The sequence below is a fragment of the Pseudomonas sp. PK-RTE-24 genome (genome assembly GCF_054052265.1).
This window is the reverse complement of record NZ_CM133224.1, coordinates 3,434,267-3,451,094: the sequence shown is the minus strand read 5'-3', so window position 1 is coordinate 3,451,094 and position 16,828 is coordinate 3,434,267. Positions and strand designations below refer to the sequence as shown.

Genomic DNA, 16,828 nt, shown 5'->3' with positions numbered 1-16,828 from the left:
CATCCTGCGGTAGTTTGCGCTCTGTGATCGGCGCCGCCTGACCTGTTATCTTTCCAGCGAATCCGCAGAAACAAGGACGAATCATGCAGCCCTCTCTTGCCGATCGGTATCGCGGCGCCCTCCTCGGCCTGGCTTGCGGCGATGCGGTCGGCACAACAGTTGAGTTCCAGCCGCGAGGATCATTCCAGCCGCTGAGCGACATGGTCGGCGGTGGCCCGTTCCAGCTCAAGCCCGGGCAATGGACCGATGACACCTCAATGGCACTCTGCCTGGCCGAGAGCCTGCTGCGCAAAAACGGTTTCGACGCGGCTGATCAGATGGGCCGCTATCTCAATTGGTGGAAATGGGGATACCTGAGCTCCACCGGGGAATGTTTCGACATCGGCATGACCGTTAGCCAGGCGCTGGAACAGTTTCAGCGAACCGGGAAGCCTTTCGTGGGGTCGACTGATCCATTGACTGCTGGCAACGGGTCGCTGATGCGATTGGCTCCTGTCGTACTGTTTTATTTTCCCGACGCTAGACAGATCCAGATCCACGCCGCCGACAGTTCGCGCACAACCCATGCGGCGCCGGAGGCAATCGAGTGCTGCCAATTGCTGGCTGATCTGATCGCACGAGCGCTTGAGGGAGCCGACAAAACGCAACTGCGCCAATCGCTACTTGCAGAGTATTCCCAACCCAAGGTGGTTGCGATCGCGCGGGGTGAGTATCTCGGCAAAAAAGAAAACGAAATCAAGGGCAGCGGCTATAGCGTGCAATCATTGGAAGCCGCTTTGTGGTGCTTCCATCACACGCAAACGTACGCTGACGCGATACTAAAAGCAGCCAATCTCGGTGATGATGCGGATACCACAGCTGCTATCGTGGGTCAGTTGGCCGGTACTTACTACGGCGCTCGGGCAATTCCCGAGCACTGGCTGGAGCAGTTGCATGAAGGCGAGGAAATCACCGCCACTGCGGATCGCTTGCTTGAGGCCTCCCGGCTACGTACATAACACTCGATACACTCTTTCCACTCGATACAGCGAGAACCTTATGTCAGTGCGTCTGCTTCTGGCCTCTGCGCCCTTTTTGTTTGCCCCTTTCGCCCATGCCGCCGTTGATTGCGCCAACGCCAGCGATCAGGCGACGATGAATCAATGCGCGGGGCAAGCCTTCAAAGCGGCAGACAAGGAACTGAATACGCTCTATCAGCAGATCACCGGACGCCTGAAGGACAACCCGGACGGAAAGAAGCTGCTGGTCAACGCGCAGCGGGCGTGGGTCAGCTTTCGGGATGCCGAGTGCAAGTTTTCGGCTTCTGGGGTGGCAGGCGGGAGTGTGTATCCATTGGTTTACAGTAGTTGTCTTACAGACGTAACCAAGGCCAGAGTAGAAACCCTCAAGCAGTATTTGAAATGTGAGGAAGGTGATATGAGCTGCCCGGTACCGGGTGCCTAATCACAGGCTCCGCTTACGGAGCCTGTGCTGTGAACCGTTACGCCTCAGACGTGAGGATCGCCCGGTGCTTTGCTCGGCGCAGCGTATTGAGGTTTAAGGCGGCCATCCTGATCGAGTAACCAGGCGTCCATGATCTGCCGCACGACTGGACCGGCAACACGACCACCCGCCTCGCCGTTCTCGATCATTACCGAGATGGCGATCTTCGGATGTTCGGCCGGTGCGAATCCTACAAACAGGGCGTTGTCACGGTGGCGCTCGAGGGTTTTCTCGCGGTTGTAACGCTCACCCTGCTTGATCGCCACCACCTGCGCCGTACCACTCTTGCCGGCGATGCGATATTGCGCCCCCGCAGCGGCCGCTCGGGCAATACCTCGAGCATCGTGCATGACCATCTGCATACCGTGGTTGACCTGTTCCCAATCGCGCGGGTCCTTGAGCAGGATATTGGGCATTGGATGCTCGTCGACCGGTGCTACACCGTCGACCGACTTGGCCAAGTGCGGCCGGTTCCATATCCCCTTATTGGCGATCAGGGCAGTGGCCTGGGCCAATTGCAGCGGTGTGACCTGCATGTATCCCTGGCCGATGCCGAGAATAACCGTCTCGCCGGGATACCAGGCCTGTCGCCGTGTAGCGCGTTTCCACGCCTGCGACGGCATCAGACCGGGGGACTCTTCAAACATGTCCAGCGAGACTTTTTCACCAAGGCCGAACATCGCCATGTAGTCGTGCAGACGATCGATGCCAAGCTTGTGCGCCAGATCATAGAAGTAGGTGTCGTTGGAACGCATGATCGCCGCGTCCATGTCCACCCAGCCATCACCGCTGTGGTTCCAGTTGCGATACTTGTGATCGAAGTCCGGTAGTTGGTAATAGCCGGGATCGAATACGCGGGTCTGCGGAGTTACGACGCCTGCGTCCAGCCCTGCGATGGCGACTTCCGGCTTGATCGTCGAGCCCGGGGCGTACAGACCACGCAACACGCGGTTGAACAATGGCCGATCAATGGAATCCCGCAGCGCTGAATATTCCTTCGAACTGATCCCGGTGACGAACAGATTCGGATCGAAACTCGGATTGCTGACCATCGCCAGCACTTCTCCAGTGGACGGATCGAGAGCTACCACTGAACCACGACGGTCGCCCAAAGCGGCTTCGGCGGCTTCCTGCAGTTTGACGTCAAGACTGAGGACGATGTTTTTACCTGGCACCGGATCGGTATGTTTGAGCACCCGCAGCACGCGGCCTTGAGCATTGGTCTCGACTTCTTCGTAACCGACATGGCCGTGTAACTGCGCCTCATAGAAACGCTCGATACCGGTTTTACCAATGGACTGCGTACCTCGGTATTCCACGGAGTCGAGGGTTTTCGATTCTTTTTCATTGATCCGACCGACATAACCGATCGAATGAGCGAAATGTGCGCCGAGAGGATAGTGCCGGACAAACTGCGGTTCGACATCAATCCCCGGCAGGCGAAATTCGTTAACCGCCAGGACGGCGATCTGCTCTTCCGTCAGCTCATAAAACAGTGTGACCGGTGTGAATGGATGCCGTGATTGCTTCATCGCCTTGTCGAATACCGCGCGGTCTTCAGCAGGCAAGTGCAGCAAGTTGATGACTTCGTCCAATTCTTGATTGACGTCGGTTGCACGCTCACGGGTGATGGTCAGGTTGTAGCTGGGACGGTTGTCGGCGAGCAATACGCCGTTGCGGTCGTAGATCAATCCCCGCGTCGGCGGTATCGGCAGGACATGGACACGGTTGTTTTCGGAGATGGTCGAGTGGTAATCGAATTCCACGACCTGGAGAATGTACAGGCGCACCACCAAAGCGCAGCTGATGGCGAACACGAACAGAGCACAGGCAATCAAGCGTTTGTTGACCAGCCTCGTCTCTTTTTCATGGTCCTTGATCGGGATTGGTTCAGGCATTTCTACAGCAACTCTTAGACGTAAATGAGTGCCGATCCGTGGGCAGGACATCAGTCCGTTAAAAAACGAGCTGCACCATACCAAAACTCGCCATCCACTTCAGGATGAATTTCCCCGGTGGCAGGCTAAAAACTTTCTCGCAGGCAAAACAAAACCCCAACTGCTTTCGCAATTGGGGTTTCGGAATTTAATCTTGACGATGACCTACTCTCACATGGGGAAACCCCACACTACCATCGGCGATGCATCGTTTCACTGCTGAGTTCGGGATGGGATCAGGTGGTTCCAACGCTCTATGGTCGTCAAGAAATTCGGGTACTGACTCGTGACCAGATGGCCTCGCTTCAGCAAATTGGGTATGTGACAGCTAGGTGTTTGTGAATTTCGAACTTTCGGTTCGTTTCGTCTTCACACACCGCAATCTGGTGCCTTTTCAGGTCAGCAAATTGCTTGGGTGTTATATGGTCAAGCCTCACGGGCAATTAGTATTGGTTAGCTCAACGCCTCACAGCGCTTACACACCCAACCTATCAACGTCGTAGTCTTCGACGGCCCTTCAGGGAACTCAAGGTTCCAGTGAGATCTCATCTTGAGGCAAGTTTCCCGCTTAGATGCTTTCAGCGGTTATCTTTCCCGAACATAGCTACCCGGCAATGCCACTGGCGTGACAACCGGAACACCAGAGGTTCGTCCACTCCGGTCCTCTCGTACTAGGAGCAGCCCCTCTCAAATCTCAAACGTCCACGGCAGATAGGGACCGAACTGTCTCACGACGTTCTAAACCCAGCTCGCGTACCACTTTAAATGGCGAACAGCCATACCCTTGGGACCGGCTTCAGCCCCAGGATGTGATGAGCCGACATCGAGGTGCCAAACACCGCCGTCGATATGAACTCTTGGGCGGTATCAGCCTGTTATCCCCGGAGTACCTTTTATCCGTTGAGCGATGGCCCTTCCATACAGAACCACCGGATCACTAAGACCTACTTTCGTACCTGCTCGACGTGTCTGTCTCGCAGTCAAGCGCGCTTTTGCCTTTATACTCTACGACCGATTTCCGACCGGTCTGAGCGCACCTTCGTACTCCTCCGTTACTCTTTAGGAGGAGACCGCCCCAGTCAAACTACCCACCATACACTGTCCTCGATCCGGATAACGGACCTGAGTTAGAACCTCAAAGTTGCCAGGGTGGTATTTCAAGGATGGCTCCACGCGAACTGGCGTCCACGCTTCAAAGCCTCCCACCTATCCTACACAAGCAAATTCAAAGTCCAGTGCAAAGCTATAGTAAAGGTTCACGGGGTCTTTCCGTCTAGCCGCGGATACACTGCATCTTCACAGCGATTTCAATTTCACTGAGTCTCGGGTGGAGACAGCGCCGCCATCGTTACGCCATTCGTGCAGGTCGGAACTTACCCGACAAGGAATTTCGCTACCTTAGGACCGTTATAGTTACGGCCGCCGTTTACCGGGGCTTCGATCAAGAGCTTCGCGTTAGCTAACCCCATCAATTAACCTTCCGGCACCGGGCAGGCGTCACACCCTATACGTCCACTTTCGTGTTTGCAGAGTGCTGTGTTTTTAATAAACAGTCGCAGCGGCCTGGTATCTTCGACCGGCATGAGCTTACGGAGCAAGTCCTTCACCCTCACCGGCGCACCTTCTCCCGAAGTTACGGTGCCATTTTGCCTAGTTCCTTCACCCGAGTTCTCTCAAGCGCCTTGGTATTCTCTACCCAACCACCTGTGTCGGTTTGGGGTACGGTTCCTGGTTATCTGAAGCTTAGAAGCTTTTCTTGGAAGCATGGCATCAACCACTTCGTCACCCAAAGGGTAACTCGTCATCAGCTCTCGGCCTTAAGATCCCGGATTTACCTAAGATCTCAGCCTACCACCTTAAACTTGGACAACCAACGCCAAGCTGGCCTAGCCTTCTCCGTCCCTCCATCGCAATAACCAGAAGTACAGGAATATTAACCTGTTTTCCATCGACTACGCTTTTCAGCCTCGCCTTAGGGACCGACTAACCCTGCGTCGATTAACGTTGCGCAGGAAACCTTGGTCTTTCGGCGTGGGTGTTTTTCACACCCATTGTCGTTACTCATGTCAGCATTCGCACTTCTGATACCTCCAGCAAGCTTCTCAACTCACCTTCACAGGCTTACAGAACGCTCCTCTACCGCATCACCCGAAGGTGATACCCGTAGCTTCGGTGTATGGTTTGAGCCCCGTTACATCTTCCGCGCAGGCCGACTCGACTAGTGAGCTATTACGCTTTCTTTAAAGGGTGGCTGCTTCTAAGCCAACCTCCTAGCTGTCTAAGCCTTCCCACATCGTTTCCCACTTAACCATAACTTTGGGACCTTAGCTGACGGTCTGGGTTGTTTCCCTTTTCACGACGGACGTTAGCACCCGCCGTGTGTCTCCCATGCTCGGCACTTGTAGGTATTCGGAGTTTGCATCGGTTTGGTAAGTCGGGATGACCCCCTAGCCGAAACAGTGCTCTACCCCCTACAGTGATACATGAGGCGCTACCTAAATAGCTTTCGAGGAGAACCAGCTATCTCCGAGCTTGATTAGCCTTTCACTCCGATCCACAGGTCATCCGCTAACTTTTCAACGGTAGTCGGTTCGGTCCTCCAGTCAGTGTTACCTAACCTTCAACCTGCCCATGGATAGATCGCCCGGTTTCGGGTCTATTCCCAGCGACTAGACGCCCTATTAAGACTCGCTTTCGCTACGCCTCCCCTATTCGGTTAAGCTCGCCACTGAAAATAAGTCGCTGACCCATTATACAAAAGGTACGCAGTCACAGAACAAAGTCTGCTCCCACTGCTTGTACGCATACGGTTTCAGGATCTATTTCACTCCCCTCTCCGGGGTTCTTTTCGCCTTTCCCTCACGGTACTAGTTCACTATCGGTCAGTCAGTAGTATTTAGCCTTGGAGGATGGTCCCCCCATATTCAGACAAAGTTTCTCGTGCTCCGTCCTACTCGATTTCATGACCAAGAGATTTTCGCGTACAGGGCTATCACCCACTATGGCCGCACTTTCCAGAGCGTTCCGCTAATCTCAAAGCCACTTAAGGGCTAGTCCCCGTTCGCTCGCCACTACTAAGGGAATCTCGGTTGATTTCTTTTCCTCAGGGTACTTAGATGTTTCAGTTCCCCTGGTTCGCCTCTTGCACCTATGTATTCAGTACAAGATAACCATCTTATGATGGCTGGGTTCCCCCATTCAGACATCTCCGGATCAAAGTCTGTTTGCCGACTCCCCGAAGCTTTTCGCAGGCTACCACGTCTTTCATCGCCTCTGACTGCCAAGGCATCCACCGTATGCGCTTCTTCACTTGACCATATAACCCCAAGCAATCTGGTTATACTGTGAAGACGACATTCGCCGAAAATTCGAATTTCTCAACTAAGAGAACTCACAAATTTTACCTTAGCCTGATCCGTTACCAGTGAAAGTAACGTTCAGTCTATCTTTCTATCACATACCCAAATTTTTAAAGAACGATCTAATCAAAAGACTAGAAATCAATATTCAGCTCGAATATTCATTTCTAAACTCTCAAACTTCGAAGCAGTTTATGGTGGAGCCAAGCGGGATCGAACCGCTGACCTCCTGCGTGCAAGGCAGGCGCTCTCCCAGCTGAGCTATGGCCCCATAACAAAATTGGTGGGTCTGGGCAGATTCGAACTGCCGACCTCACCCTTATCAGGGGTGCGCTCTAACCAACTGAGCTACAGACCCAATTTCGAGCTTGTAACTGTTAGCTCAGAGCTATCAGCTTGGAGCTTAAAGCTGCTTCTATCGTCTTCTTCAATGAATCAAGCAATTCGTGTGGGAGCTCATGCAGCAGCTGATGTCGTCGATTAAGGAGGTGATCCAGCCGCAGGTTCCCCTACGGCTACCTTGTTACGACTTCACCCCAGTCATGAATCACACCGTGGTAACCGTCCCCCCGAAGGTTAGACTAGCTACTTCTGGTGCAACCCACTCCCATGGTGTGACGGGCGGTGTGTACAAGGCCCGGGAACGTATTCACCGCGACATTCTGATTCGCGATTACTAGCGATTCCGACTTCACGCAGTCGAGTTGCAGACTGCGATCCGGACTACGATCGGTTTTATGGGATTAGCTCCACCTCGCGGCTTGGCAACCCTTTGTACCGACCATTGTAGCACGTGTGTAGCCCAGGCCGTAAGGGCCATGATGACTTGACGTCATCCCCACCTTCCTCCGGTTTGTCACCGGCAGTCTCCTTAGAGTGCCCACCATTACGTGCTGGTAACTAAGGACAAGGGTTGCGCTCGTTACGGGACTTAACCCAACATCTCACGACACGAGCTGACGACAGCCATGCAGCACCTGTCTCAATGTTCCCGAAGGCACCAATCCATCTCTGGAAAGTTCATTGGATGTCAAGGCCTGGTAAGGTTCTTCGCGTTGCTTCGAATTAAACCACATGCTCCACCGCTTGTGCGGGCCCCCGTCAATTCATTTGAGTTTTAACCTTGCGGCCGTACTCCCCAGGCGGTCAACTTAATGCGTTAGCTGCGCCACTAAGAGCTCAAGGCTCCCAACGGCTAGTTGACATCGTTTACGGCGTGGACTACCAGGGTATCTAATCCTGTTTGCTCCCCACGCTTTCGCACCTCAGTGTCAGTATCAGTCCAGGTGGTCGCCTTCGCCACTGGTGTTCCTTCCTATATCTACGCATTTCACCGCTACACAGGAAATTCCACCACCCTCTACCATACTCTAGCTTGCCAGTTTTGGATGCAGTTCCCAGGTTGAGCCCGGGGATTTCACATCCAACTTAACAAACCACCTACGCGCGCTTTACGCCCAGTAATTCCGATTAACGCTTGCACCCTCTGTATTACCGCGGCTGCTGGCACAGAGTTAGCCGGTGCTTATTCTGTCGGTAACGTCAAAATTGCAGAGTATTAATCTACAACCCTTCCTCCCAACTTAAAGTGCTTTACAATCCGAAGACCTTCTTCACACACGCGGCATGGCTGGATCAGGCTTTCGCCCATTGTCCAATATTCCCCACTGCTGCCTCCCGTAGGAGTCTGGACCGTGTCTCAGTTCCAGTGTGACTGATCATCCTCTCAGACCAGTTACGGATCGTCGCCTTGGTGAGCCATTACCTCACCAACTAGCTAATCCGACCTAGGCTCATCTGATAGCGCAAGGCCCGAAGGTCCCCTGCTTTCTCCCGTAGGACGTATGCGGTATTAGCGTTCCTTTCGAAACGTTGTCCCCCACTACCAGGCAGATTCCTAGGCATTACTCACCCGTCCGCCGCTGAATCCAGGAGCAAGCTCCTCTCATCCGCTCGACTTGCATGTGTTAGGCCTGCCGCCAGCGTTCAATCTGAGCCATGATCAAACTCTTCAGTTCAAACATCTTTGGGTTTTTAAGAAACCCTAAACTTGGCTCAGCAATCGTTGGTTACATCTTTGATTTCTCGCGGAGTAACTTGTGATGCTGATAATCTTGTTGACTATCAGTCTGACTGCACAAGCACCCACACGAATTGCTTGATTCAGTTGTTAAAGAGCGGTTGGTTAAGATCTTTCGTCTCAACCGAGGCGCGCATTCTACAGCAGCCTCATTTGCTGTCAAGTGATTATTTTCAGAAGTTTTCGAAGAATTCTTCAACAACTTCAACCACTTGCGCTTCCGATCTCTCGTTAGCGGGAGGCGAATTCTACAGCGTTAATCGCTGCTGTCAACACCTCTTTTTCTCCGCTTTCGACCGAGAAGATCGAACCGTTAAAAGAGCTACACATCACTGCCCTTTCAACTCCTTCCAAGCTTCGATGACCTGAAGCAAGCCGCTGTCGAAAACTGCGTAACTCTCTGAATCTCAAGGAGTTTTCCGTTTCGACTGCGCCGGAAGTGGGGCGAATTATAGACCTCTGGAATCTGCCGTCAACCGTTAATTTCGCTTTTCTTTCAAATCAGCAAAAACGCTTTCTATATATAGACGCGACCCCATCCAATGCGCAGTATATTGCCCACTACCACAACAATACTGTGTTTTTGCCTTGGATGCTGCCGCGCAATGAATGATCAACCTCGCTCCCTTGCTTCCACATTGTTTCCGGTTTGCCTGCTCATGATAGCCATGGCGTCCATCCAGTCGGGCGCTTCTCTGGCCAAAAGCATGTTCCCCATTATCGGCGCACAAGGAACAACCACGCTGCGCCTGATCTTTGCCAGCTTGATCATGCTGCTGATACTGCGCCCATGGCGTGCAAAGCTGACCGCCAAGTCTCTTCGTACCGTGATCGTCTACGGAATGGCACTGGGAGGAATGAACTTCCTCTTTTATATGTCGCTGCGCACAGTGCCGCTGGGCATCGCCGTTGCGCTGGAATTCACCGGCCCATTGGCGGTAGCTATATATGCCTCCCGCCGCGCCATCGATTTCGTCTGGATCGCGCTCGCTGCAGTCGGTTTGCTTCTATTGATACCCACCGGCGCTACCACTGCCGGCATTGATCTGGTCGGAGCGGGCTATGCGCTCGGCGCCGGGGTTTGCTGGGCGCTGTACATTTTGTTCGGGCAAAAGGCCGGCGCCGACAACGGGGTGACGACGGCAGCCCTCGGCGTAATGATCGCCGCGCTGTTCGTGGCGCCGATCGGAATCGTTCATGCCGGCGCTGCGCTGCTTACACCATCACTGATTCCGATCGCTATCGGCGTCGCCATTCTGTCCACCGCCCTGCCCTATACCCTGGAGATGGTCGCGCTGACGCGTATGCCCGCGCGCACCTTCGGCACGCTCATGAGTATCGAACCGGCCTTTGGAGCACTATCAGGTCTGCTTTTTCTCCAAGAATACCTTTCATTGTCACAATGGCTGGCCATCCTGTGCATTATTCTGGCTTCAGTGGGCGCAACCATGACCATGGGTAGCGGAGCAAAGCCTGCTGTCGCGGCTGACTGAAGCGTAGCGAAAGTGGCTCTGGTAATTGGCGCTCATTTAGGCCATGTTTAGCTGCGTAACCCATCGCCAGGCATGGATTTTTTCGCAAAGGACGGCACCACGCTGCAAACGCGAGCGAATACAGGCAGACCCGAGCACCAGACTCGCGGCCGCTATTAAGGATGGTAATGAAACGAATTTTGCTAATGATCGCCCTGCTGGCGATCGCGAGTTGCGCAGCGACCTCGGAAACCCAGGTCAAACGCGGCAAGAAGGGACTGCACATCAACTGTTCCGGTCTTTCATCCTCATGGGACAAGTGCTACAGCAGCGCAGCCAACTCCTGCGCTCCCAAGGGTTACAAGGTGATCGCCAAATCCGGGGATGCCGTCGAGGAACCTGGCGATTATCCGTTCGGCCTGAACCCCGCCGGTTATACCAGCCGCAGCATGATCGTCATCTGCAAATAACTACTCGGCTCGTGGCAAAGCGAGCTGACGAGTGATTTGCTCATGACTCGAGCGCAACACCGTTCGCTGCACGTCCGGTGTTGCCAGCATTCGCGCGACCACCAACGCACCCACACATTGAGACAGCACCGACCAGGCCAGACTCTCGCTTTCCAGTATCGCAGCCCAGCCCTGCTGAAGACGGCAGATCCACTGTTCAGCCTGCTCACGCACCTGCATATCGGCACGGGCAACCTCTGCGCCCAATGTCGGCAGCGCGCAACCGGACTCTGGTTGCTCGACGTGGGCCATGCTCAGGTACTTCTTCAGACAACGCTCCAGCCGCTGCCTATCTGCACCGCCCTGGCCACCAAGGCGCTCAAGACTTTCACTCAACTCTCGCTCGACGATGGCAGCGAACAACGCATCCTTGGATGAAAAGTGGCTGTAGAACGCGGCGCCACTCAAACCGATGGCTTTCATCAGGCCATCCACGCCCACCGTGGAAAACCCCGATTTCTTCGCCGACAGCGCGCTGCTTTGCAGCAATCGTTCGCGGGTTTCCGATTTGTGTCCGGCCGAATAACGCATGTCCTCTCCTGAAAATAGATCGCCTTGACGCTGCCCGGATCCTAGCATAACGTTCGTTAACTAAACGATCGTTAACCAAAAGGGATTCATCCATGAATAACAACAAGGTCGTGTTGGTTGTCGGTGCCGGCGATGCCACGGGTGGGGCCATCGCCAAGCGCTTTGCCAGTGAAGGGTTCATTGCCTGCGTAACCCGTCGCAGCGCCGACAAGCTGCAGCCACTGGTTGACGCAATCATCGCTGAGGGCGGTGAGGCCCATGGTTTTGCCTGCGATGCGCGCAAGGAAGAAGACGTCATCGCCTTGATCGAAGACATCGAAACCCGCGTCGGCCCGATCGAAGCCTTTGTTTTCAACATCGGCGCCAACGTGCCCTGCAGCATTCTCGAAGAAACCGCGCGCAAATATTTCAAGATCTGGGAGATGGCCTGCTTCTCCGGTTTTCTCAATGCCCGTGAAGTGGCCAAGCGCATGGTCACTCGGCAGCGCGGTACGATTCTGTTCACTGGTGCCACGGCCGGGCTGCGCGGTGCTTCTGGATTTGCCGCTTTCGCTGGAGCCAAACATGGCATCCGCGCACTCGCGCAAAGCATGGCGAGAGAGTTGGGGCCGATGAACATTCATGTCGCCCACGTCGTGGTTGATGGTGCGATCGATACCGACTTCATCCGCAACAGCTTTCCCGAGAAATACGCGACCAAGGATCAGGACGGCATTCTCGATCCAGAGCACATCGCCGAAAACTATTGGTTTCTGCACAGTCAGCCACGGGATGCCTGGACTTTTGAGCTGGACCTGCGTCCTTGGAACGAACGCTGGTAAGCCCTCCCCCCTCATTACAACAATAAGAGAGCAATTTGATCATGACGAAAACTGTGGAATTCTATTTCGACCTCGGCAGCCCCGCCACCTATCTGGCGCACACTCAGCTAGCGAAAATCTGCGCCGATACCCAGAGCGAACTGATCTACATCCCGATGCTGTTGGGTGGCGTGTTCAAAGCCACCGGCAACGCTTCGCCGGCAATGATTCCGGCCAAGGGCCGCTACATGTTTCAGGACCTCGATCGCTTCGCCAAACGCTACGGCGTACAGCTCAGATTCAATCCGCACTTTCCAATCAACACACTGATATTGATGCGTGCCGTCACTGGCATGCAGATGCGCCAGCCGCAGCGTTTCGCCGAATTCGTCGATTGCCTGTTCAGGGCGCTTTGGGTAGAAGGTCGTAACCTCAACGATCCGCAAACCATTGCTGCCGTGCTGACTGAAAACGGCTTCGACCCCCAAGAGATAATCGCGCTGACCAACGACGAATCAGTAAAAGCCGCACTCAAGGAAAACACCGAAGCCGCCATCAAGCGCGGCGTTTTCGGTGCCCCCAGCATGTTTATCGGCGATCAGTTGTTCTTCGGTCAGGATCGACTCGACTTCGTGGAAGAGGCATTGCGCCAGGACTGAAGCCAAGCCCCAAGGCATCGCGAGCGGTGCCTTGGGTAAATCGATCAAATGGCCACAGTGCGCTCGTTCAACCAGCTCAACGCCGCGCCATCCAGCAATGGACTAAGTCGCTCACGCACTTCGCGGTGGTAGTCGTTCAGCCACTGCTTTTCTTCGTGGGTCAGCAGGTCAGCAATCAGGCAGCGGGTATCGATCGGGCACAGCGTCAGGGTTTCAAACTTGAGGAAGTCGCCGAATTCGCTGCTGCCGGCCTCACGGTTCATCGCCAGGTTTTCGATGCGCACGCCCCAGCGGCCCGGGCGATAAGTGCCGGGTTCGATCGAGGTGATCATCCCCGGCTGCATTGCCGTTTGTGGCGCCGGTGCCGCCTGATAAGCGATCACTTGCGGACCTTCGTGAACGTTGAGGAAATAGCCCACGCCATGACCAGTGCCGTGACCGTAGTCGACGTTGTCAGCCCAGATCGGCGCACGAGCGATGGCGTCGAGCAGCGGCGACAGAATGCCTTTCGGGAAACGTGCCCGCGACAAGGCAATCACGCCTTTCAGCACGCGCGTGCAATCCTGTTTCTGCTCTTGCGTCGGCGTGCCCACCGGGACCATCCGCGTGATGTCAGTGGTACCGCCGAGGTATTGGCCACCGGAATCGATGAGCAACAGACCATCACCCTCGATCACCGCATGCTCTTCTTCGGTAGCGTGATAGTGCGGCATCGCGCCATTGGCGTTGAACGCGGCAATCGTGTTGAAGCTCAGCGAAACGTAATCGGGACGACGTTCACGGGCAGCGGTAAGTTTCTCGTCGATGGTCAGTTCGGTGATGCGCTCGCGTCCCCACGCCGATTCCAGCCAGGCAAAGAATTCGCACAACGCTGCGCCATCCTGCTCCATCGCTTTACGGATGTGTTGAGCGTCGGCTTCGCTTTTCTGCGATTTGGCCAACGTAGTCGGGTTGAGGCCCTCGACCAGTTTCACGCCACTGTCGAGGTTATCCAGCAACCCCGTGGTCACTCGCGCCGGATCGACCAGAAGGCTGGCGCCACCCGGCACAGACCGCAACGCATCGGCCACTTCGCTGTAATCACGTAGCGTTACGCCATCCTGTTCGAGCACGGCACGCAGATCGGCATCGACCTTGCTCAGCGCCACGAACAGCGTGGCCTGTTGCTGATTGATCAAGGCGAACGAAACAAACACCGGATTGAACGAAACATCACCGCCACGCAGGTTGAACAGCCAGGCGATGTCATCCAGGGTGGCGATGAAGTGCCAGTCGGCACCACGTTCTTGCAAGGTTTCGCGCAATTTCGCCAGTTTCTCGCCACGGCTGACGGTCGCTTGCGGCGGCAGATGCTGATAGATCGGCGCGTTCGGCAGGCTCGGGCGATCACGCCAGACTTCCTGCAACAGGTCGATATCGGTGCGCAGGCGAGCGCCGCGTGCTTCGAGTTTGCTGCTCAGCGTACGCGCCGACGCCACTGCCATTACCGCGCCGTCGACCGCAACCACGCCGCCCTCAGGGGTTTGTTCGGCCAGCCAGTCCAGCGGGCTCGGCTGCCCCGGTTGCAGTTTGACCAGTTCGATGCCGCTGCCGTTGAGCTCTTTCGTCGCCTGTTCCCAGTAACGACTGTCGGCCCACACACCGGCGAAATCAGCGGTGACGATCAGCGTACCGACCGAACCGTGGAAACCCGACAGCCATTGCCGGCCCTGCCAGTAACCCGGCAGGTATTCCGAAAGATGCGGGTCGGCGGACGGCACCAGCAGCGCATGGATGCCTTCGCGGCGCATCAGTTCACGGGTATGCGCCAGGCGCTGAGGCACCGATCCTTCGGTCAAGGTGTGGGAACTCATCATGTCTCCTGCTAATCGCGTCATCGTTATTGTTCGTAGCCTTCGCGGCCATGGAAAGCGTCTGCTGTTTAGAGCCCTGTCGCCCAGAATGCCGGAGCACTGGCGCAGGCGGTTGTGATCAGGTCAACGGCCTTGTCGACATCCTCGACTTTGGTAAACCGCCCGAGGCTCAAGCGAATGGTGCGCCCCGCCAGCCGCGCATCGTGCCCGAGCGCGAGCAGCACGTGGGACGGTGCGTTGCTCGCGGAATTACACGCCGACGTCGCGGAAAACGCGATCGAATGGTTCAACGCGGCGCTGTTGAACTCGCCCTCGCTGAAGGTCAGGCTTAAGGTGTGCGGGATTCGTTGCGATTCACTGCCATTGAGGCGCACGCCGGGCAACTTCAAAAGCTGTTCGAGCAAGCGTTCGCGCAAAGCGATGATGGACTCTTTCTCTTCATCGAATGCGTCGGCGGCCAAAGCGAAAGCAGCGCCCATCCCGGCAATCTGATGAGTCGCCAAGGTTCCGGAGCGCAGGCCACCTTCATGACCACCACCGTGAATCTGCGCCTGCAAGCGTTGCTGCGCCTGCGGGCCGACATACAAAGCGCCGATGCCCTTGGGGCCGTAGAGTTTGTGTGCGGAAAACGACATCAGATCCACCGGCCAGCGGCTCAGGTCGATCGCGACTTTGCCGGCGCCTTGCGCAGCATCGACATGAAACAGGGCCTGCCGACCGCGCACCAGCTCGCCAATTGCCTCGACATCGTTGACCGTGCCCAACTCGTTGTTGACCAGCATCAGCGAGACCAGAAAGGTGTCGTCACGCATCGCTTCGCTGACCGCTTGCGGCGTGATCAAGCCTTGGTCGTCCGGTACCAGATAGGTCACGGCAATGCCTGAGTCCTGCAATTGCCGCGCGGTGTCGAGAATGGCCTTGTGTTCGATCTGACTGGTAATGATGTGCCCGCCGGAAATGCCACGGGCCTGGGAGACGCCTTTGAGGGCGAGGTTGTTGGACTCGGTGGCACCGGAGGTCCAGACAATCTGCTCAGGCTGCGCGCCGACCAGATCGGCTACTTGCCGACGTGCCTGCTCGACCGTCTGCCGGGCCTGCTGGCCGAAAGCGTGGGAGCTGGACGCCGGGTTACCGAAGTTACCGTGAAAACCCAGACACTCGATCATCACCTGGATGACCCGCTCGTCCACCGGGGTGGTGGCGGCGTAATCGAAATACAACGGACGTGTGTTCATAAAGGACTCGCAGAGCGTGTTCCGGGATCAGGAGGCTCGTGTCTGCAAACGACAATGCACAGCCTCGTGAGCTGTGCATGGGTTCGAGAGCGTCATCAATACCTGATCGGATGCCGTTAAAGAAGTAGGGCTTCATTTAAAAGTGCGTAGGAACGCTCCTGAAACCGAGCTTAACAGGCATCGGGCCGGCGTTTGAAGCACTGCGTCAGTGAAAGCTTTCCAGAAGTAACGGATACAACGAGATCACCAACAGCGCTGCCATGCCCCAATTGAACACGCGCAACCAGCGCGGATCTTTCAGCACATTGCGCAACAGCGTGCCGCACGCCGCCCACAGGCCGACACTGGGCAGATTGATGACGGCGAACACCGCCGCGATGATCACGACGTTATAGAAATAACCCTGCATCGGCGTGTACGTGCTGATGGCACCGATTGCCATGATCCACGCCTTGGGATTGACCCACTGGAACGCCGCGGCGCCCAGATAACTGATCGGTTTCGCCTCGCCGTCGACACTGTCGCCGACCGGGCCGGAGTGGGCGATTTTCCACGCCAGATACAACAAATACGCCGCGCCGACATACCGCAGCACCGTATACAGAATCGGGTAGGCCTGAAACACCGCGCCAAGGCCAAAGCCCACCGCTACCACCAATAGAAAGAAGCCGCAGCTGATGCCGAGCATGTGCGGAATGGTGCGGTTGAAACCGAAATTCACTCCGGAAGCCAGCAACATGGTGTTGTTCGGCCCCGGTGTGATCGAGGTGACAAGGGCAAACAGGGCAAAGGCCAACAGCAGATCAAGCGAGAGGTTCATCGAGGCAGTCCATCCAGGGTCATTCAGCTGTTGACCCTATCCCACACCGCCCGGCAAACCCACGGACAGTTAGGGAAAACTTCAAGCAGTA

The 16,828-nt window shown here is 55.7% G+C and carries 11 protein-coding genes, 2 tRNA genes and 3 rRNA genes; 6 read left to right on the top strand and 10 right to left on the bottom strand.

Features of this window, described 5'->3' with window-relative positions; genetic code table 11:
• Positions 1–83: 83 nt before the first annotated feature.
• Together ACV8MC_RS15540 and ACV8MC_RS15535 are read left to right on the top strand one after the other, a co-directional pair.
• The gene (locus ACV8MC_RS15540) at positions 84–998 is read left to right on the top strand and encodes an ADP-ribosylglycohydrolase family protein (RefSeq protein WP_258706999.1); all 915 of its coding nucleotides are present in this window, start codon (positions 84–86) and stop codon (positions 996–998) included.
• A gap of 40 nt (positions 999–1,038) precedes the next feature.
• Positions 1,039–1,443 carry a lysozyme inhibitor LprI family protein gene (locus ACV8MC_RS15535; RefSeq protein WP_056791550.1) on the top strand — a complete coding sequence of 135 codons (405 nt, stop codon included), beginning with the start codon at positions 1,039–1,041 and terminating at the stop codon, positions 1,441–1,443.
• 44 nt (positions 1,444–1,487) lie between these two features.
• Here ACV8MC_RS15535 and mrdA read toward each other — a convergent pair whose 3' ends face one another.
• The 6 genes from mrdA to ACV8MC_RS15505 form a co-directional block, all read right to left on the bottom strand.
• Positions 1,488–3,380: a penicillin-binding protein 2 gene (gene mrdA / locus ACV8MC_RS15530; RefSeq protein ID WP_457262518.1), complete on the bottom strand. Its 1,893-nt coding sequence runs from the start codon at positions 3,378–3,380 to the stop codon at positions 1,488–1,490.
• Positions 3,381–3,571: 191 nt separating this feature from the next.
• Positions 3,572–3,687: ribosomal RNA gene (gene rrf, locus ACV8MC_RS15525) — 5S ribosomal RNA — on the bottom strand.
• A gap of 154 nt (positions 3,688–3,841) precedes the next feature.
• Positions 3,842–6,735, bottom strand: a 23S ribosomal RNA gene (locus ACV8MC_RS15520).
• A 238-nt stretch (positions 6,736–6,973) separates the two neighbouring features.
• A tRNA-Ala gene (locus ACV8MC_RS15515) sits at positions 6,974–7,049 on the bottom strand.
• Between the two features lie 10 nt (positions 7,050–7,059).
• Positions 7,060–7,136: transfer RNA gene (locus tag ACV8MC_RS15510), tRNA-Ile, on the bottom strand.
• Between the two features lie 123 nt (positions 7,137–7,259).
• Positions 7,260–8,796 (bottom strand): 16S ribosomal RNA (locus tag ACV8MC_RS15505).
• The 16S, 23S and 5S rRNA genes sit together here with 2 tRNA genes alongside, the layout of an rRNA operon.
• A gap of 667 nt (positions 8,797–9,463) precedes the next feature.
• Here ACV8MC_RS15505 and rhtA point away from each other — a divergent pair.
• The gene (gene rhtA, locus ACV8MC_RS15500; RefSeq protein ID WP_252886574.1) at positions 9,464–10,351 is read left to right on the top strand and encodes a threonine/homoserine exporter RhtA; all 888 of its coding nucleotides are present in this window, start codon (positions 9,464–9,466) and stop codon (positions 10,349–10,351) included.
• Between the two features lie 167 nt (positions 10,352–10,518).
• A complete protein-coding gene (locus ACV8MC_RS15495; RefSeq protein ID WP_056788609.1) occupies positions 10,519–10,800 on the top strand; it encodes a hypothetical protein in 282 nt (93 codons plus the stop codon).
• Here the strand turns inward: ACV8MC_RS15495 and ACV8MC_RS15490 are convergent, their stop codons facing one another.
• Positions 10,801–11,370, bottom strand: a complete 570-nt coding sequence (locus ACV8MC_RS15490) for a TetR/AcrR family transcriptional regulator (RefSeq protein ID WP_457262516.1) — start codon at positions 11,368–11,370, stop codon at positions 10,801–10,803.
• 92 nt (positions 11,371–11,462) lie between these two features.
• Here ACV8MC_RS15490 and ACV8MC_RS15485 point away from each other — a divergent pair, with 92 nt between their 5' ends.
• A complete protein-coding gene (locus ACV8MC_RS15485) occupies positions 11,463–12,191 on the top strand; it encodes an SDR family oxidoreductase (protein ID WP_056788605.1) in 729 nt (242 codons plus the stop codon).
• 41 nt (positions 12,192–12,232) lie between these two features.
• A complete protein-coding gene (locus ACV8MC_RS15480) occupies positions 12,233–12,829 on the top strand; it encodes a 2-hydroxychromene-2-carboxylate isomerase (protein WP_056788602.1) in 597 nt (198 codons plus the stop codon).
• Positions 12,830–12,873: 44 nt separating this feature from the next.
• On the opposite strand, the gene ACV8MC_RS15475 is transcribed toward ACV8MC_RS15480, so the two are convergent.
• The 3 genes from ACV8MC_RS15475 to ACV8MC_RS15465 form a co-directional block, all read right to left on the bottom strand.
• A complete protein-coding gene (locus ACV8MC_RS15475; RefSeq protein ID WP_457262514.1) occupies positions 12,874–14,682 on the bottom strand; it encodes an aminopeptidase P family protein in 1,809 nt (602 codons plus the stop codon).
• A 68-nt stretch (positions 14,683–14,750) separates the two neighbouring features.
• Positions 14,751–15,917, bottom strand: coding sequence for an aminotransferase class V-fold PLP-dependent enzyme (locus tag ACV8MC_RS15470; protein ID WP_457262513.1), 1,167 nt, complete (start codon positions 15,915–15,917; stop codon positions 14,751–14,753).
• A 205-nt stretch (positions 15,918–16,122) separates the two neighbouring features.
• The gene (locus ACV8MC_RS15465) at positions 16,123–16,737 is read right to left on the bottom strand and encodes a LysE family translocator (protein WP_150638866.1); all 615 of its coding nucleotides are present in this window, start codon (positions 16,735–16,737) and stop codon (positions 16,123–16,125) included.
• Positions 16,738–16,828: the final 91 nt, after the last annotated feature.